The sequence below is a fragment of the Acinetobacter sp. KS-LM10 genome (assembly GCF_036896575.1).
GTDB classification, from domain to species: Bacteria; Pseudomonadota; Gammaproteobacteria; order Pseudomonadales; family Moraxellaceae; genus Acinetobacter; species Acinetobacter avistercoris.
Map to the genome: position 1 here is coordinate 25,925 of NZ_CP145906.1, position 19,355 is coordinate 45,279.

The 19,355-nt window shown below is 40.5% G+C and carries 13 protein-coding genes, 2 tRNA genes and 3 rRNA genes; 12 read left to right on the forward strand and 6 right to left on the reverse strand.

Annotation, left to right across the window (positions count from 1 at the left end; translation table 11 throughout):
• Window positions 1-461: 461 nt before the first annotated feature.
• The 7 genes from V5M36_RS00115 (at window position 462) to V5M36_RS00145 (ending at window position 7,430) form a co-directional block, all read left to right on the forward strand.
• The gene (locus V5M36_RS00115; RefSeq protein ID WP_338560779.1) at window positions 462-1,028 is read left to right on the forward strand and encodes a peptidylprolyl isomerase; all 567 of its coding nucleotides are present in this window, start codon (window positions 462-464) and stop codon (window positions 1,026-1,028) included.
• Window positions 1,029-1,461: 433 nt separating this feature from the next.
• A 16S ribosomal RNA gene (locus V5M36_RS00120) occupies window positions 1,462-2,999 on the forward strand.
• Window positions 3,000-3,060: 61 nt separating this feature from the next.
• A tRNA-Ile gene (locus V5M36_RS00125) sits at window positions 3,061-3,137 on the forward strand.
• A 49-nt stretch (window positions 3,138-3,186) separates the two neighbouring features.
• A tRNA-Ala gene (locus tag V5M36_RS00130) sits at window positions 3,187-3,262 on the forward strand.
• A gap of 368 nt (window positions 3,263-3,630) precedes the next feature.
• A 23S ribosomal RNA gene (locus V5M36_RS00135) occupies window positions 3,631-6,525 on the forward strand.
• 165 nt (window positions 6,526-6,690) lie between these two features.
• A 5S ribosomal RNA gene (gene rrf, locus V5M36_RS00140) occupies window positions 6,691-6,805 on the forward strand.
• Together the 16S, 23S and 5S rRNA genes with 2 tRNA genes alongside form the textbook arrangement of a ribosomal RNA operon.
• Window positions 6,806-7,034: 229 nt before the next feature.
• Window positions 7,035-7,430, forward strand: coding sequence for a putative signal transducing protein (locus V5M36_RS00145; RefSeq protein ID WP_338560781.1), 396 nt, complete (start codon window positions 7,035-7,037; stop codon window positions 7,428-7,430).
• A gap of 106 nt (window positions 7,431-7,536) precedes the next feature.
• Here the strand turns inward: V5M36_RS00145 and V5M36_RS00150 are convergent, their stop codons facing one another.
• The 6 genes from V5M36_RS00150 to tssH are packed head-to-tail and all read right to left on the reverse strand — an operon-like array spanning window position 7,537 to window position 15,198.
• Window positions 7,537-8,514, reverse strand: coding sequence for a M15 family metallopeptidase (locus V5M36_RS00150; RefSeq protein WP_445206292.1), 978 nt, complete (start codon window positions 8,512-8,514; stop codon window positions 7,537-7,539).
• Window positions 8,515-8,519: 5 nt separating this feature from the next.
• On the reverse strand, window positions 8,520-9,170 hold the full coding sequence (locus V5M36_RS00155) for a hypothetical protein (RefSeq protein ID WP_338560784.1): 651 nt from the start codon (window positions 9,168-9,170) through the stop codon (window positions 8,520-8,522).
• An 11-nt stretch (window positions 9,171-9,181) separates the two neighbouring features.
• Entirely contained in the window at window positions 9,182-9,985 is an 804-nt protein-coding gene (icmH, locus tag V5M36_RS00160; RefSeq protein ID WP_338560786.1) for a type IVB secretion system protein IcmH/DotU, read from the reverse strand.
• Window positions 9,986-10,000: 15 nt separating this feature from the next.
• A complete protein-coding gene (gene tssK / locus V5M36_RS00165) occupies window positions 10,001-11,365 on the reverse strand; it encodes a type VI secretion system baseplate subunit TssK (protein WP_338560788.1) in 1,365 nt (454 codons plus the stop codon).
• Between the two features lie 6 nt (window positions 11,366-11,371).
• A complete protein-coding gene (tssA, locus tag V5M36_RS00170) occupies window positions 11,372-12,484 on the reverse strand; it encodes a type VI secretion system protein TssA (protein ID WP_338560791.1) in 1,113 nt (370 codons plus the stop codon).
• A gap of 26 nt (window positions 12,485-12,510) precedes the next feature.
• Entirely contained in the window at window positions 12,511-15,198 is a 2,688-nt protein-coding gene (tssH, locus tag V5M36_RS00175) for a type VI secretion system ATPase TssH (RefSeq protein WP_338560793.1), read from the reverse strand.
• A 390-nt stretch (window positions 15,199-15,588) separates the two neighbouring features.
• Here tssH and V5M36_RS00180 point away from each other — a divergent pair, with 390 nt between their 5' ends.
• The 5 genes from V5M36_RS00180 to tssE all read left to right on the forward strand — a co-directional run bounded on the left by V5M36_RS00180 (window position 15,589) and on the right by tssE (window position 19,346).
• On the forward strand, window positions 15,589-16,209 hold the full coding sequence (locus V5M36_RS00180) for a hypothetical protein (RefSeq protein ID WP_338560795.1): 621 nt from the start codon (window positions 15,589-15,591) through the stop codon (window positions 16,207-16,209).
• A 37-nt stretch (window positions 16,210-16,246) separates the two neighbouring features.
• Window positions 16,247-16,759 carry a type VI secretion system contractile sheath small subunit gene (tssB, locus tag V5M36_RS00185; protein ID WP_338560797.1) on the forward strand — a complete coding sequence of 171 codons (513 nt, stop codon included), beginning with the start codon at window positions 16,247-16,249 and terminating at the stop codon, window positions 16,757-16,759.
• Entirely contained in the window at window positions 16,752-18,233 is a 1,482-nt protein-coding gene (gene tssC / locus V5M36_RS00190) for a type VI secretion system contractile sheath large subunit (protein WP_338560800.1), read from the forward strand. The genes tssB and tssC overlap by 8 nt, the downstream gene beginning before the upstream one ends.
• Before the next feature lie 46 nt (window positions 18,234-18,279).
• Entirely contained in the window at window positions 18,280-18,783 is a 504-nt protein-coding gene (locus V5M36_RS00195) for an Hcp family type VI secretion system effector (protein WP_338560802.1), read from the forward strand.
• An 89-nt stretch (window positions 18,784-18,872) separates the two neighbouring features.
• Window positions 18,873-19,346, forward strand: a complete 474-nt coding sequence (gene tssE, locus V5M36_RS00200; protein ID WP_338560805.1) for a type VI secretion system baseplate subunit TssE — start codon at window positions 18,873-18,875, stop codon at window positions 19,344-19,346.
• Window positions 19,347-19,355 lie beyond the last annotated feature (9 nt).

A 19,355-nucleotide genomic window follows, 5' to 3' on the forward strand; every position in this document is an offset into this window, starting at 1 on the left:
TGATTTAAAGAAAGCACGAGGGGGCTAAGTTTAAGTTAATAAGTAATAAGTAATAAGCTAATGAATGAACATTAATAAATGAACAGTAAAAAATGGGAAATAGAAAATAGCTTTTTAAAAACTTAATTCTGTTGGCCAACTCTGTCACTCATACTAATAGTAGATATCTTTTATAAATCAAAAAAATCATTGTGCGATAGAATCCATATGAAAAAACTCGCTCTCCTTCCGGTTGAAGGCTAGGGTGAGGGATTACTGATTGTAAATGTGTTGTTGTAAAAATTATTTATTAAAGAAGTTTCGCGATTTTATTCTGTTGTTCATTTTATCTAATTTTTTATCTAATCTAAAACTGATAGATGAAGGCGTATAAAATACATATAAAAAGCATCATGAATTTTAAAATAAAAATCGATAGTATAAGAATGAAGATTTTTGATTATTTGAATAGGTCATCTCATATGTTAAAAAAGCTAGCACTAGGATTTACCCTTGTAATGAGCAGCTCGATGTTAATGGCAGCGAATACGCAGATGCAAATTAAAACCTCGATGGGCGATATCGAGATTGAGCTTTATGATGATAAAGCGCCAATTTCTGCTAAAAATTTTAAAAGCTATGTACAGTCTAACTTTTATAATGGGACTATATTTCATCGCGTCATCCCAGGCTTCATGGTGCAGGGTGGTGGTATGGATGCCAAAATGATTGAGAAGCAAACCAGAGCGCCTATTCAAAACGAATCGAGTAATGGTTTAACCAATGAGCGTGGCACATTGGCGATGGCGCGGACCAATAACCCCAATTCAGCAAGCAGTCAGTTCTTTATTAATGTTGCTAATAACGACTTCTTAAACAGAACAGCAGGAAATCCTGGTTATGCCGTCTTTGGTAAGGTGACTAAAGGTATGGAAGTGGTCGATAAAATCGTTAAAGTGCCGACAGGCCGTTATGGAATGCATCAAGATGTTCCAAATCATCCAATAAAAATCATTAATGTGACGATTAAAGCACCGACCAAGAAATAAGAGTAAATTTTTAAAGCAGAAATATTTCACTCATGTTTCTGCTTTATTATTAAAGGTTTATGCTTAGACTTGGTTAAATATGATTCATTGTGGTGCATAAAAATAGAACACTTGATAAAACAGTAAGTTAAAAGCGCTTGCGTCTGAAAATTATTGCCCTATAATGTGCCCATACCGACGAGATAGACGGAAACGAACGAAGCACGAAGTGCTGAGTTGTTCAGTTTATTGAAGTCCAGCACTTAATACTGACGAAGTATTAAGAAGATCATTAAGAGATTATGAAGAACAACTTGTGTGGATTTTTACTGGTTGATTGATCGAAATTATTTTCATTGATTGATGGTAGAAATTACTCGAAGTTTATTTGAGAAATATTTGTCAGAAAATTGATGAGCCAAGATTGGTGCCCTTTAAGGCACTAAGCAATATTAAACTGAAGAGTTTGATCATGGCTCAGATTGAACGCTGGCGGCAGGCTTAACACATGCAAGTCGAGCGGGGAAAAGTAGCTTGCTACTGGACCTAGCGGCGGACGGGTGAGTAATACTTAGGAATCTGCCCATTAATGGGGGACAACAGTTGGAAACGACTGCTAATACCGCATACGCCCTACGGGGGAAAGCAGGGGATCTTCGGACCTTGCGTTAATGGATGAGCCTAAGTCGGATTAGCTAGTTGGTGGGGTAAAGGCCTACCAAGGCGACGATCTGTAGCGGGTCTGAGAGGATGATCCGCCACACTGGGACTGAGACACGGCCCAGACTCCTACGGGAGGCAGCAGTGGGGAATATTGGACAATGGGGGGAACCCTGATCCAGCCATGCCGCGTGTGTGAAGAAGGCCTTTTGGTTGTAAAGCACTTTAAGCGAGGAGGAGGCTACTTGGATTAATACTCTGAGATAGTGGACGTTACTCGCAGAATAAGCACCGGCTAACTCTGTGCCAGCAGCCGCGGTAATACAGAGGGTGCGAGCGTTAATCGGATTTACTGGGCGTAAAGCGTGCGTAGGTGGCCAATTAAGTCAAATGTGAAATCCCTGAGCTTAACTTAGGAATTGCATTCGATACTGGTTGGCTAGAGTATGGGAGAGGATGGTAGAATTCCAGGTGTAGCGGTGAAATGCGTAGAGATCTGGAGGAATACCGATGGCGAAGGCAGCCATCTGGCCTAATACTGACACTGAGGTACGAAAGCATGGGGAGCAAACAGGATTAGATACCCTGGTAGTCCATGCCGTAAACGATGTCTACTAGCCGTTGGGGTCTTTGAGACTTTAGTGGCGCAGCTAACGCGATAAGTAGACCGCCTGGGGAGTACGGTCGCAAGACTAAAACTCAAATGAATTGACGGGGGCCCGCACAAGCGGTGGAGCATGTGGTTTAATTCGATGCAACGCGAAGAACCTTACCTGGTCTTGACATACAGAGAACTTTCCAGAGATGGATTGGTGCCTTCGGGAACTCTGATACAGGTGCTGCATGGCTGTCGTCAGCTCGTGTCGTGAGATGTTGGGTTAAGTCCCGCAACGAGCGCAACCCTTTTCCTTATTTGCCAGCGGGTTAAGCCGGGAACTTTAAGGATACTGCCAGTGACAAACTGGAGGAAGGCGGGGACGACGTCAAGTCATCATGGCCCTTACGACCAGGGCTACACACGTGCTACAATGGTCGGTACAAAGGGTTGCTACCTAGCGATAGGATGCTAATCTCAAAAAGCCGATCGTAGTCCGGATTGGAGTCTGCAACTCGACTCCATGAAGTCGGAATCGCTAGTAATCGCGGATCAGAATGCCGCGGTGAATACGTTCCCGGGCCTTGTACACACCGCCCGTCACACCATGGGAGTTTGTTGCACCAGAAGTAGGTAGTCTAACCGCAAGGAGGACGCTTACCACGGTGTGGCCGATGACTGGGGTGAAGTCGTAACAAGGTAGCCGTAGGGGAACCTGCGGCTGGATCACCTCCTTAACGAAAGATTGACGATCGGTAAGAATCCACAACAAGTTGTTCTTCATGAAGATGTATCTGAGGGTCTGTAGCTCAGTTGGTTAGAGCACACGCTTGATAAGCGTGGGGTCACAAGTTCAAGTCTTGTCAGACCCACCACTCTGCGAACTTTACAGATAAAAAGATACGTCGATCTATATGATAAGCTGGGGACTTAGCTTAGTTGGTAGAGCGCCTGCTTTGCACGCAGGAGGTCAACGGTTCGACTCCGTTAGTCTCCACCATTCACTTTAAGTGAATAAGCTGAGAAATTATAGAACTTAGTGAATATCAACCATTGATTGGTTTGAGTTTATTAAGTTCTGTGATTTATCACAGTTTCTAGACCTGACGAAGGCTAGAAAAATCATTAACAGAATATATTTGAGTTGAAATAAATTGTTTAAGGCTCAACAGTAAATTGACATTTAAATGTGACACGCAAGTGACAGGTTTGGATGAAGATAGAATGTTGAGAAACTAGCGATTAACTGAATCAAGCGTTTTGGTATATGAATTAGATTGAAGCTGTACAGTGATTAAGTTCACAGTGCGTCAAACTGTAATGTTGAATGTTCTGCTTGTAAGAACAATCGACTGTTTGGGGTTGTATAGTCAAGTAATTAAGTGCATGTGGTGGATGCCTTGGCAGTCAGAGGCGATGAAAGACGTAATAGCCTGCGATAAGCTCCGGGGAGGCGGCAAATATCCTGTGATCCGGAGATTTCTGAATGGGGAAACCCACTTACCATAAGGTAGGTATTGCATGATGAATACATAGTCATGCAAGGCGAACGAGGGGAAGTGAAACATCTCAGTACCCTTAGGAAAAGAAATCAATTGAGATTCCCTTAGTAGCGGCGAGCGAACGGGGAAAAGCCCATTAAGTCATATAAGTTCTAGTGGAATGCTCTGGGAAGTGCAACCGTAGTGGGTGATAGTCCTGTACACGAAAGGGCTTATATGATGATGTCGAGTAGGGCGGGGCACGTGAAACCTTGTCTGAATATGGGGGGACCATCCTCCAAGGCTAAATACTCCTGACTGACCGATAGTGAACCAGTACCGTGAGGGAAAGGCGAAAAGAACCCCTGTGAGGGGAGTGAAATAGATCCTGAAACCGCATGCATACAAGCAGTGGGAGCCGGCATTGAGTCCGGTGACTGCGTACCTTTTGTATAATGGGTCAGCGACTTACATTCAGTAGCAAGGTTAACCGAATAGGGGAGCCGTAGAGAAATCGAGTCTTAATAGGGCGTTTAGTTGCTGGGTGTAGACCCGAAACCAGGCGATCTATCCATGAGCAGGTTGAAGGTTGGGTAACACTAACTGGAGGACCGAACCCACTGTCGTTGAAAAGCCAGGGGATGACTTGTGGATAGGGGTGAAAGGCTAATCAAGCCTGGTGATAGCTGGTTCTCCCCGAAAGCTATTTAGGTAGCGCCTCGGACGAATACCATTGGGGGTAGAGCACTGTTTCGGCTAGGGGGTCATCCCGACTTACCAAACCGATGCAAACTCCGAATACCAATGAGTACTATCCGGGAGACAGACTGCGGGTGCTAACGTCCGTAGTCAAGAGGAAAACAATCCAGACCGCCAGCTAAGGCCCCAAAATTATAGTTAAGTGGGAAACGATGTGGGAAGGCATAGACAGCTAGGAGGTTGGCTTAGAAGCAGCCATCCTTTAAAGAAAGCGTAATAGCTCACTAGTCGAGTCGGCCTGCGCGGAAGATGTAACGGGGCTAAAACTATATGCCGAAGCTGCGGATTTGCAATTTATTGCAAGTGGTAGGGGAGCGTTCTGTAAGCCGATGAAGGTGGATTGAGAAGTCTGCTGGAGGTATCAGAAGTGCGAATGCTGACGTGAGTAACGACAAAACGAGTGAAAAACTCGTTCGCTGAAAGACCAAGGGTTCCAGTCCAACGTTAATCGGGGCTGGGTGAGTCGACCCCTAAGGCGAGGCCGAGAGGCGTAGTCGATGGGAAATTGGTTAATATTCCAATACTTCTGTGTAATGCGATGAGAGGACGGAGAAGGTTAAGTCAGCCTGGCGTTGGTTGTCCAGGTGAAAGGTTGTAGGCATGCATCTTAGGCAAATCCGGGGTGCTCTATGCTGAGAGCTGATAGCAAGCTAGTTTACTAGCGAAGTGGCTGATACCATACTTCCAGGAAAAGTCTCTAAGCTTCAGTTACACAGGAATCGTACCCGAAACCGACACAGGTGGTCAGGTCGAGTAGACCAAAGCGCTTGAGAGAACTCTGCTGAAGGAACTAGGCAAAATGGTACCGTAACTTCGGGAGAAGGTACGCTGTCGACGGTGATAACCCTTGCGGTTTGAGCGGTTGACAGCCACAGAAACCAGGCCCCTGCAACTGTTTATTAAAAACATAGCACTCTGCAAACACGAAAGTGGACGTATAGGGTGTGATGCCTGCCCGGTGCTGGAAGGTTAATTGATGGGGTTAGCGTAAGCGAAGCTCTTGATCGAAGCCCCAGTAAACGGCGGCCGTAACTATAACGGTCCTAAGGTAGCGAAATTCCTTGTCGGGTAAGTTCCGACCTGCACGAATGGCATAATGATGGGGGCGCTGTCTCCAGCAGAGACTCAGTGAAATCGAATTCGCCGTGAAGATGCGGTGTACCCGCGGCTAGACGGAAAGACCCCGTGAACCTTTACTGCAGCTTGACATTGAACTTTGATCTTACTTGTGTAGGATAGGTGGGAGGCTTTGAAGTCGCGACGCTAGTTGCGATGGAGCCAATCTTGAAATACCACCCTGGTAATATTGAGGTTCTAACTCTGCTCCATTATCTGGAGCGAGGACCATGTCTGGTGGGTAGTTTGACTGGGGCGGTCTCCTCCTAAAGAGTAACGGAGGAGTACGAAGGTGCGCTCAGCGTGGTCGGAAATCACGCGTAGAGTATAAAGGCAAAAGCGCGCTTAACTGCGAGACCCACAAGTCGAGCAGGTACGAAAGTAGGTCTTAGTGATCCGGTGGTTCTGTATGGAAGGGCCATCGCTCAACGGATAAAAGGTACTCTGGGGATAACAGGCTGATACCGCCCAAGAGTTCATATCGACGGCGGTGTTTGGCACCTCGATGTCGGCTCATCTCATCCTGGGGCTGAAGCAGGTCCCAAGGGTATGGCTGTTCGCCATTTAAAGAGGTACGCGAGCTGGGTTTAGAACGTCGTGAGACAGTTCGGTCCCTATCTACCGTGGGCGTTGGAAATTTGAGAGGATCTGCTCCTAGTACGAGAGGACCAGAGTGGACGAACCTCTGGTGTACCGGTTGTGACGCCAGTCGCATCGCCGGGTAGCTATGTTCGGAAGGGATAACCGCTGAAAGCATCTAAGCGGGAAGCCTACCTCAAGATTAGATTTCCCTAGGACTATATGTCCTCTAAAGAGCCGTTGAAGACTACAACGTTGATAGGTTGGATGTGGAAGCATAGTGATATGTGAAGCTGACCAATACTAATTACTCGTGAGGCTTGACTATACAACACCCAAACAGTTGGTGTTGTTGATCTAATTGATACAAAAACCTTGATTTAGTGAAAGCTAGTCCTTAAACTGCAACTCAAATATAGTTCTGTTAATAACTCTTTTGGTAGAAAGCTTTGGCATCTAAATAAGACCAATGCAAGTATCCATAAACAGTTGTGCTGGCGACAATAGCAAGAGTGAACCACCTGATCCCTTCCCGAACTCAGAAGTGAAACCTCTTCGCGCTGATGGTAGTGTGGGGTTACCCATGTGAGAGTAAGTCATCGCCAGCTCATTAATTCTAAAACACCCCCTGAAAAATCAGGGGGTGTTTTTTTATGCGTGGATTAAAGAAAAAAAGAAAAAAAAGAAAAACCTCAATAGTGCTATGGGTTCTTAGTTAATATAGAGCGAGTAAAAATAACCTTCTTACAATATTAATTTGTCAATCACTACACTCTTAATCAATATTAAACCTAGATAAAAATGATTTAAGAGCAAAAAGAATAGAAGGTGTTACAGATGAAATGGATTGTAATCGCAAGTTATTCATATCCATATGAAGCACAAATTGCGAAGGCTCGATTAATATCAGTTGGTATCCCTGTATTCATCGAAAATGAACATACGATTAATATGAATTGGTTATATTCGAATGCTCTAGGTGGCGTAAGAATAGCAGTACCTAAAGATCGTATGGATGATGCGAAATTCTTAATAAATCATGATTTTAGCCAAGATGTTGATGAAGAATTTGATCAATTAATAAGGCGATGTCCTAAATGCGACAGTCATTTGATCGAGCCTTATACTCAAGGAAAAAGATCAGCATTTTTATTATTTGCAATTATAGGATTTCCCTTATATCACTATGAACATGGCTATCAATGTCAGCAATGTAAAACATTTTTTCAATAAATTTATTGGTGAAAATACATAAAAAAATTCAAAGTATCCAATTTAAACGATGATATTTATTAATTTTTAACGATTTAAATTCTCAAATATCAATAATGTAAGGCTTCTAATTGATATTATTCGCCATCAATTGGCCTTGACCTGCTTCCGCAATAAGACGATCGTGTGTTGCTTGATTTCGCTGTAAGCCAGGTAAACGATATTCAGTATGTCCATAATCATGAATTTTCGTCCATCGTCCACCCCAGACTAAACCCACGGATTCAGCTGTTTGACCATACAGTTGATAACCTTTCATCGCCCATGGATCGCGTTCAGAAATGACAACTTTCCCATCACGTTTGAAAGCAACATCTGCCGCAAGGCCAAACTGATGGTAACTTCTATAAGCTGTTGCCAGTGTCGTGGCTTTATTTTGAGACAAGTTATTTTGACGAGCTGGACTGCGATAACCTTCTAATAAGACCAGCTCATAACCGTGTTGTTCTTTCATGATTTTGAATACCATGAGTAACCGCTGTTTATAGCGTGGGTGCATTTTGTCCCATTTACGATTGACCATTGACGTATCTAAATGTCCATGGGAGAACTCTGCATTTTCAACAGCATTCGGAATAGCGCTAGAGCCAATACTGCCACCTGATTGAGCTGTATATTCAGCCTCAAGACGTACAGCCTCAATAATGGCTGCATCTACGAGCGCCTCTTCAACGACAGGAGGAGGAGACAGAATATCTCCATTGAGTAAGTTGTAAATTTGAGGATCAGACGCTTTTAAATAATTCGCTTCTACGCGCGTTGGATCAATAGGTCGAGTAAATGCAAATAACATAATACTCGATAGTAATAAAAAGCCTGCAACAAGAATCCACCATTGCTGTAAATGCCAATGGGACTGGGTTTGTTCAATTGCTGCAGCATGATTCATCTGTTGTGCAAAGTTTTTTGCAGAGATCAGTTTTTTTTTGCCTTGCGGAAGCAGACCTTGAAAGAATTCTTTAGCTTTTGTACGAAGCTCATAAGACATCATGAGAGCAAGTGCAGTCACGAGTATGATGAAGCTAAAAATAATAAAAAAAATCACGAAATTTATTCTTTCACTGAACGTGATACCGCAATTTGAACTGTTGCATGAGGGACTTCAAAATCCGCTTCTTTTTCAGCAAGCTTAGCCTTTGAAAGCTCTTTAGGACTATTTTTGGCTGCCAGTTGTTCTGTTTTGGTTAGGGGTTTAGCCAGTGTCGGGGGCACTTGCGAAAGTTTCGCCTGAGTTGTTTTTGCATTATCTGTTAGCTTTGCTTTTGAATCTAAAGCGGGAGCAGGTTTGGCTTGTTGACCAAAAACGTCAAAGGGATTGCTACTACTCGGTTTAGGCTCAACCGGTTCTACAATCGGAACATTTTTTTTATGCTGAAAAACTTGCGTTATTTCATTCATCTTTGGCTGAGGTTGATTAAAACCTTCATGTTCATCACTATTTATAGTTTCATCGGATTGTTCGGTAATTTTTGAAAATGGATTTTCTGATCTTTGTGTATTTGAAGATGTCGCTTCAACAGTTGCTTCAGTTTGAGTTTGGATCGCTGATACATTAGAGTCATCTTTCAAAAAAGTAAAAAGTAATATAGATGTGGCAACGACGCCAAAAGCAGTTCCTATAATGCCAAAAAGCATTGGAGAAACTTTTTTTGCTTTCTTTGTCGGTTGTAGTACCCGTATTACTTTCTTTTCTTGAGTCATATTCTTATTCTTTAAGGTAAATGAATGGTTATATGTGCTTGTTCAGCAGGGGCACTAATCACGTTATTATATTGAGACATGGCAGTTTGGTCATGTTTGTTCAACATATAACGTAACCCACTAAACGACAGCAAAGCAAATAAAAGCAAAAATAATAAAATCCAAGTGAATGGAAGTTCTCGATGAATAATATTTTTAATTTGATCGGGTAAAGCAGAAAATGGCGAAAAAGCCGCTTTTTTACCTTTTAAATAATCGATTTCATCACCCACACGAGCGACAAGGTGATTTAAGCTTTCAATAGATTCAATACGATATTTACCTTGGAAACCCAGCAATAGGCAGTAATGAAACACTTCTAAAGTCGCTAAACGATCTTTACCACGTGAACGTATATGTTCGAGTATGTCAAAAAATTGGTAACCTGCCAATTGAGAACCAAATAGACTCAACTGTAAGGGACTAATTAACCAAGAGTTTTGCAAATTAAAAAAACTAGGATCTTGTTGGGTAACAATCGTTTCATCGAGTAATGCACAATAAGCATATTTCGCGTCATGAATATCTTCAGCTGAAAATTGCAATTTTTTGGCTTGCTGTTCAAAACGATTCAGTTGATCAAGAATTTTAGCTCTGAAATTCTCAGGATTTCCAGGTAAATATTGATTTTTAATTAAGAAAACAATATAGAAGCCATCATGCATTAAGTCGACTAAGTTTGTCGCTTGACTGATCTTGGCTTGGGATGGAGGTGTTGATCCAGCACCGATTTGTCCATCATCGAAGAGTGAAGGTGCACCATTAGGTAAATTCATCATTATTCTCCTGATTTATCCATTCATCACAGCAATAAGTTCGATGGTGATATCTTGGAAACCAGCGGGGACATAAATACAAATTGTTTCTGAGTCGAGCATACGTTGATATAACTCATGATGCGGTTCAATTTCAAAATAGCTGACGCCTGAACGTACTGGAATAGCTGTAGGCACTTGCATTAAGTGATGAATTGGAATCGCTGGGAGTGCAGATACAACACGCTGTTCTACATCTACAGTATTACCCACTTTGAATCGTAGAGGCACGATTTGAACCAGTTCATGCGTTTGCATCATCGTGCTTGAAACAGCAATATAAAGACGTGATTCACGCGTGATTTTGTCAGACTCAAGGCTACCCACCCAATAAGACGGTCGGATTTCTTTTAATGCGATATTGATGTAACGACTTGAAATAATCGTATCAAGTAAATCACGTAAGATCCCATCTAATTGCGAGAAGCTTTCTTGTAAATTATGATGTTTGTACTGCGGTAAATGCTCAACTTCGTATGCTGTCGAGAATGTAAGTAAAGAACCTGTTAAACGGAGCAATTCAAAAAATAAACGTTCAGGATGAATTTGCGGATTTAACAATAAATGACTCAATGTTGCGTGAGCTGTATTTAAAGCATTCACTAACCAAAAAGAAACGATATCGCCAGAACGGAACTCAATCAATTTCTGTTCATTTTCACGATTATTGGTTTGAATGGATTTAATCTTTGCCTTAATGACATTTAAAGTGCGTTTTAAGTTTGAGATTAAAGAATCACACGCTTCAATATGAAGAATAGGGGGAATAAAGCGATAATCAATTTCAAATGCCCCAGAACTTTGACGTTTTATTTTACCAATAGGCATATATAAGAAACCATCAAGATCATGGTTTGCATCCACTTGTGAGTCAATTAATTTTAATTCAGCTCTGCGGCGAACTAATGTAATCTCAGCGGGTGACGCATCTGTATATAAATCATGGGTTTCATTTAAATACGAATGATAACGGCTAGGCTGAGTTGAGCCTTCAAATGCAACATTTTTTTTATTCGGCTGTAAAATAGATAATGCCAAATAGATGGTCATTTCACCACGAAGATTCAGGTCATCTAACTGTACAGGCTCAGGTAGTAAGTCACGTGCTGGAGCCGTATAAATCTCACCATCTTGCCAAATCATTTCAATATTCTCTAAAGCTAGCACATGAGTGCCTAACTGAGTTTCATCGAAACGAAGGGACTGGATCCCGTAAGCGAATGGGATTGTTGAACGAATGGTTTGATTTAACCGTTGTTCATGATAGGTGTCTTGTAATTGAAAGTGTTGCGGTCTTAAAAATAAACCTTCACCCCAAAGTATTTTTTCCGCTTTAAACATGCTTAATTACCATTGATTTGTTTCATTGGAGTTGTTCTGAACGCCTAGCAATTCCTGAACAGACTCGAGAGGGTTATCATTTTTAATCACTTGTGCTAACCATTCATGTAGTGGCATATGACTCCACTTAATGGTTTTTTGCAGCATGTAGCTCACTGGACTATGTGGTTCATTTGCCTGAAAGTAATCAGCAATTTCTTGCAAGACCTTCATCGCCTGTTCACGGTTTTGAAGATGACTTTGTGGCTGTGGCTGGAACGATTGTTGATTTTGATTGTTATTCATCATCGGCGCCAAATTTTGAGTTTCGTCAGATTCATCTGTTGCAGTTTGCTCAACAGGTGTTGAAACATTCACGGATGAGCTTTCAAAAGCTTCTGCTTTATAAATTTTTCGCAGCATTTTTTGAATGCTATCGAGTTGTGAATCTATACTTGCGAAGCTAGGTGCATCAAATTCCATTAACTGATCTAAGACTTGTTTTAAGGTATTCCAGTGCGTCAAAATTTCTGTAAATTGTTGATAATTCTGAAACTGAAAGCTTTTTGAAGTGTTGAACAGCGCTTGATCAAATTGTTCTAAATCAACAGACTGATTGATATTAGAATCATCTGGATTCTTTAAACGATTATTTTGTTGATGTAGAATTTTCTCATAGTCAAACAATGAGTAAAACGGTTGTGTATTTAATAATGGAACTTGTTTAATCAAGCTCGGTAACTGTGTAGTTAAACCCAGTAATAAACCAAGGCGTTGATCTAAATCATCATCTTCAATTTCAGGATGAATCTTTAACCAAAATTCCTCCAACATCCGATGAGAAAGTTCTAGGCTCTTCGCAATGCCTTCGAAACCATAGAGATGAGCCCATGCTTCACTGATCCAAGTCAATATTCGAATATCTTTGGTTTTAGTGGTGAGTAAATCTCGCGATTTATTGGCTACAAAACTCCAATCGGCTTGTTTAGGCTCGACCACCCAATCACCCAAATCTAAGAGGGGATCATCTTGGACTTTTGCCTTTTTTATAGCATGAAATTCGTTGGAGAATGACAGGTCATCTCCACACAATTCATCTGCTGAAATAGGCTGTAGCAATGTTTCGAGTTCTAAACTCATAGTCTTATAAATCTCTTAATGACGGCTTAAGCTTCCGTCTCTTTTGCTTTTTTAGGCGCTCGCTTTTTAGCAGATTTCGCGACAGGATCTAAACTGTAGATAATGTCGTTGTCTTTGCTGTCAATTTTGATCAACTTTGGTAGTTTTTGATCAGCCAGAGCCATTAAAATTTGAGTTGCTAATTCGGGTAATACACTTGAGTTCAAAATATTATCCACATTACGTGCACCACTATCGACTTCGGTACAACGACTCAAGATTAATTCTACAACATCATCACTGTACTCAACTTTGGTTTGGTATTGCTTTTCAATACGTGCAGTGATTTTGCCTATTTTATGATGAATAATACGAACCAGTAGATCATCATGCAGTGGATAATACGGCACAATTCTCATACGTCCCAAGAATGCAGGTTTAAACTGTTTATACAAACTTGGTTTCAATTGTTCTAATAGATCTTCAGCGCTTGGCCACTCTTCCACTGGAACAGGAAGACATGCTTGCATGATCGTACTTGAGCCAGCATTTGAAGTGAGCAAAATCGTGGTGTTTTTAAAATCAATAATTCGACCTTCACCATCTTCGAGCACACCTTTATCAAAGACTTGATAAAATAACTCTTGTACATCTGAATGGGCTTTCTCGATTTCATCCAGTAATACCACACTATATGGATTACGTCTTACAGCTTCAGTTAATACACCACCTTGACCATAACCCACATAACCTGGGGGCGCACCTTTTAATGAAGAAACAGTATGGGCTTCTTGGTACTCAGACATATTGATCGTAATTAAATGCGATTCACCCCCATAAAGCTCATTAGCAAGTGCCAAAGCAGTTTCTGTTTTACCAACACCACTTGGACCCACCAACATGAACACGCCTTGAGGTTTATTGGGATCTTCGAGTTTTGCTTTTGAGGTTTTAATGCCTTGAACCAATTGATGCAGGGCATAATCTTGACCCATTACGCGCTGTTCAAGCTTTTCTTCTAAACTGAGAATTTGTTTAATCTCATCATTCACCATTTTACCGACTGGAATCCCTGTCCAATCCGAAATGATTTCATTAATGATAAATGCATTGACGCGTTCAAAGACCAAAGGCTCTTGTCCTTGAAACTCTGTAAGTTCAGTACGTATTTTTGCGATTTGATTTTGAACATTGTTTTTTTCTTTTTCTTCTGTTGTTTGTGATTCCAATGCTTTAATTTGGTTCACTAAACTTAATTCTTTTTGCCATCTTTGTTCGGTGTTTTGCACATCATTTTCTAAAGTCTTGATGGTGTCTTTAAGTTTAGCGAGACGTTCTTGATGAATTGGAAAATGTTGTTGTTCATTTTCTAAAATCTGCAGTTCTAAATTTAGATTATGTTGCTGAGCTTTGAGCTGATCAAGTTTTACAGGTTGTGCATTTTGGGTTAAGGCGACACGAGCTGCCGCAGTATCCAATACGCTAATAGCTTTGTCTGGAAGCTGACGACCCGTAATATAACGATGAGATGAATGTACAGCAGTCACGATCGCTTCATCATCAATTTGAAGATTAAAATGATTCGCCATCACTGGAATCATGGCACGTAGCATATCAATCGCGACTTCTTCTGTCGGCTCTTCAACTTTAACCACTTGAAAACGACGACTTAAAGCGGCATCTTTTTCAAAGTACTGTTTATATTCAGCCCAAGTTGTCGCAGCAATGGTCCGTAGTTCTCCACGTGCAAGCGCTGGTTTTAGTAAGTTAGCAGCATCATTTTGACCTGCCTGACCACCTGCACCAATAAGCGTATGTGCTTCATCGATGAAAATGATAATAGGGTGTGCTGAACTTTGAACTTCCTTAATCACTTGTTTTAGACGGTTTTCAAACTCACCTTTTACGCTGGCACCTGCTTGTAATAGCCCCATATCCAGCACATGAATATGAACATTCTTCAGCGCATCAGGGACTTCATTATTGGCAATTTTGAGTGCTAGACCTTCAACAACAGCGGTCTTACCCACACCTGGTTCACCGGTTAAGATCGGATTGTTCTGACGACGACGCATCAGAATATCCAGCATCAAACGAATCTCAAATTCACGACCAATAACAGGATCAATCCCACCTTTTAATGCTTTTTCCGTAAGATTAATCGTGTATTGATCCAGCGCAGGTGTCTTTAATGTTGCGGCGCTGGAATTCTCTTCTGCTTGGGGGACGTTAGACTCATGATGAGTTTCTACTTCTGCTTGATGTTCAACACTTTTAATACATAACTCTAGAAACTTATGCTTCATGGTGTCGATCGGAACTAAATCAAACAAACTTGATGCGCGTATTGCGATTTGATATAAGTCAGGTGCAGTGAGAAGAGCGACCAATAGATGACCACTACGAATAACTGGATTCTGTTCAGCAGATGCCAACAACCACGCTTGTTCAAGTAAGCGGACAATTGATTTTGCAAAAATTGGGGTACGTGAATTGCCTTTAGGTAATTGTGAAATAGTTTCTTTTAAATCATCAATTAAGCCCTCTTTTGAAATTTTATATTTTTCTAATAAGAGTAATAAATCATTTTTGTGTTGTTGATTGAGCAATTCAAAAAGCAGGTGTTCAATTTCTATTTCATAGTTTTGTTGATTGATGCAAAAATTAGCGGATTGTTCTAAAGCAGTTCTTGTTGTTGTAGATAATTTTGTAATTAAAATTTTCAAATTATTCATTTCATATCTCAATCAGATTATTTATTTTTGCTCAAAAACATAAAAATTGAAAAAATCTATATTTTAAAAAATATTTTTGCTAAATGCATAAAAAACAAAGGATTTTAAATATCAGGATAAAAGCCTTAATTATTATTCTACATAGATAGTTTCAATTTAAAAACCATAATTAGGTATCTAAATATAGTAAAAATATATTGTTTTGTAACTCGATTATGATAATTGTATCACTAATGAGACACTAATAAGCTTGACGAACATAACAGTTTTCAAGTTAAATTTTAAACAAAACAAAGATTAGAAATTGTTGGTTTTGATACTGGGGATGATAACTAACATGAGTTTCAACGATTTTTATAACATCTTAGTATTTAATAAAAGAGGTTTATTTTGAAAAAGCGTATTTTGTTCCTATCAGCCCTTCTGTGTTCAAGTTTTACCTCTGTGGCTTTTGCTGATGACGTAAGCCTGAAGAGAGGCTGTTTAAAAGATAACCCTTTGGTTGTAGGCGAAAATGATGCAGCACTGCTTCAGATTTATGCCCAAGCTTGCGATAAGAAAAATAAAGATACGCGAAGTGGTTATCTTGCTCAAGCGGCTCAGCGTTTTCAACAAATTGGCAAAAATTATAAAGCACTGCAATTGGTTAATGAGTTAAACGCAAGTAATGTTCAACACTCTTCTTTAACAGATGTGAAATTTTTAGCTGGTATAGGTATTGCGAATGAAGCCTTAACGCAAATTCGTGGTCCTGAAGTTCGTTATTTAACAGATGAGACTTATGCTCCTGCTATTGCTTTATCAGATGCTGTAAAAAAAGCTAAACCTTTGAGTGTAATTGAGACTGTCGTTGAAGAGCCGGCCAAGCGTGTTACGCGTGTAGTAGCCCCACCTGTAAAACGTACAACAAATACGACGCGCAACACTAAGCGTACACCTGCGCGTACAACAAATACAGCACCTAAACCGGCTGAACAACCTAAACGTGAAAACCCTTTTGGATCATTATAAAAAGTATTTAACGACATTCAATTATTAGGAATAAATTATGGCTAAGCGTGAAAGTGTACAAAAAAAATTACAGCGTATTCGACCACCTCGTGTGCAGTTGACGTATGACGTTGAAATTGGTGACGGCAAAGAAATTAAAGAATTACCTTTTGTTGTGGGTGTATTAGGTGATTTCTCAGCAGCTTCTGAACTGGAAAAAACAAAATTAAAAGATAAAAAATTCATCAATGTTGATTTGGAAAATATCGATGAAGTCATGGAGTCTTTAGCTCCACGTGCTGCTTTTCAGGTAGAAAATACTATTTCTGAAGAGGGGGGTCGCATGGGCGTAGATTTAACGTTTAATTCAATGGCTGACTTCCGCCCTGAAAATGTGGTTCAGCAAGTTGATCCGTTGCGTAAATTGGTTGAAGCACGTGAGCGTTTATCAGATCTTCGAAATAAGATTTCAAACAGTGAGCGTTTGGAAGATTTGTTAGATGAAGTGCTTAAAAATACAGATCAAATTCGCAAAATGAGTGCTGAAGCAGGGACCGAAGATCATGACTAATTTACAAACTGCTGCAACGACGAATGTTGCGACTGAAGAGTTGGGTTTACTCGATTCGATTGTTGAAAAAAGCCGCATAGCACGGAATGATGATGAACATGTTCGAGCAAAAAGCTTAATTGGTGAGTTAGCCAAAGAAGTGATGGCAGGGACCATTACTGTTTCTGAAAACATGACTGTTTCAATCGATAAGCGTATTGCTGAAATTGATGCACTGATTTCAACTCAATTGAGTAAAATCATGCACCATGAGCAATTCCAAAAAATTGAATCAACATGGCGCGGTCTTTATTATTTCTGCCAAGAAACGCCATCTAATCCGTTGATTAAAATTCGGATGTTGAACACCACAAAAAAAGAATTAGTGAAAGATTTCCAGGGTGCGACTGATTTCGATCAGAGTACATTGTTTAAAAAAGTGTATGAAGAAGAATACGGCTCATTTGGTGGTGCACCTTATGCAACACTCATCGGTGATTTTGAATTTGACCGTACGCCATCAGATATGTATTTGCTTGAACAAATTTCACATGTCGCTGCGGCGTCGCATGCACCGTTTATTTCTGCAGCAAGTCCTTCTATTTTAGGGCTTGATTCGTTTACTGATATCGATCGTCCGCGTGATGTCTCAAAAATCTTTGAAACAGCTGAATATGTGCAATGGCGTTCTTTCCGTGAAAGTGATGATGCGCGCTATGTTGCCTTAACGATGCCTCGTGTATTGGGTCGTTTACCTTACGATCCTAAAGAAGGTTGGGCGACTGAAGGCTTTAACTTTGTCGAAGAAGTGACAGGTGAAAATCACGAAGAATACCTGTGGATGAATGCGGCTTATGGTTTTGGTACGCGTTTAACCAATGCTTTTGATATGCATGGCTGGTGTGCTGCAATTCGTGGTGTTGAGGGTGGTGGTTTAGTCGAAGGTTTACCTGTTCATACCTTTAAAACTAACGATGGTGAAGTGGTCTTTAAATGTCCGACCGAAGTTGCGATTACGGACCGCCGTGAAAAAGAGTTAAGTGATCTTGGCTTTATTCCATTGGTTCACTGTAAAAACACAGATTATGCAGCGTTCTTTGGTGCCCAATCGGCTCAAAAACCGAAAAAATATGATACTGATACAGCCAATGCTAACTCTGCTTTGTCGAGTCAAATCCAATATATTATGGCTGTTTCACGTATCGCACATTATTTGAAAGCGATGATGCGTGATAAAGTCGGCAGCTTTGCGTCTGCTGGTAATGTTGAAACGTTTTTGAATGAATGGCTGTCACAGTATGTTTTGCTGGATGATGGCGCTTCACAAGAGGCTAAAGCGCAATACCCACTTCGTGAAGCATCGGTAAAAGTTGTAGAAGATCCAGCTCAGCCGGGTCACTATAAATCGGTCGTTTTCTTAAGACCACACTTTCAGTTGGATGAGTTGTCTGTTTCATTAAGACTCGTCACTGAGTTACCTCAGTCCTCTACTTAAAATAGGGCAACTTTATAATAACGTTAAATAAAATAGGAAATCTTCAATGAAAGATATATACGTTCAATTTCGAGGAAAATACAAAGTTGATGGCGAATCTCGTGACACTGAGCACAAAGATTGGCTTGAAGTAAATTCTTGGACTCACAACATCCGTCAACCTAAATCTGCGACTTCTTCAAGCGTTGGTGGTCATACTGCTGAGCGTGTTGAACATTCTGATATGTTGTTTGTTAAAGATTTGGATGCAACTAGTCCAAAACTTTGGGAAGCATGTTCAGCGGGTTATACATTTGATGAAGTACAAATTGATTACTACCGTGCGAATGGTGATAAGCGTATTAAGTACTTACAAATCAAATTGAAACACGTTCTTGTTTCAAGCGTTACTCCAACCGTAAATGAAGAAGGCGTTCCTACTGAAGCATTTGGTCTTAAATATGCTGCTGTAGAGTGGACTTATAACCAACAAGATATTAACGGTACTGCGAAAGGTGCTGTTACGAAGAAATGGTCACTTTCTAACAATACTGCATCTTACGCTGCGTAATTTTAGACTGTTGTTCAAAGTAGGGGCTAACGTCATGTTAGCCTCTATTTCTCATTATTGATGCTCTCATTGTTGATGTTCTATACAGTATGAATTTAGATCACTTATATCCATTTGGTTTTAGATCAACATTGTTTGATCGGTTGATTCCAGAAAAAGAAGAAAATCTCAAAGGCTTATCTATACAAGAGCTACGAGAATCTGTGGCTTATGATTTAGAAGATTTATTGAATAGCAGAATGGCAAAAGTTGAATTAATCGATGACTTTCCATTGGTTAAGAAGTCTATTTTACAGTTTGGAATTATTGATTTCGTTGGACTTTCAACAGCGAATCCGAGTGATCGCGATAAAATTTGCCAATCGATTGAACAATCTATCACAGCACATGAACCGCGTCTGACACAAATTAAAGTTGAGATGCTATTAGATGGCCATAACATGGGTTCATTATGCTTGAGTATTCAAGCCTATTTAAACATTCATCCTTTGTATGAACCTGTTGTATTTGATGCACTTTTAAAACCAACAACGCAACAGTACGTAATTTCTGCAAGATCTTAAAAATTGGGG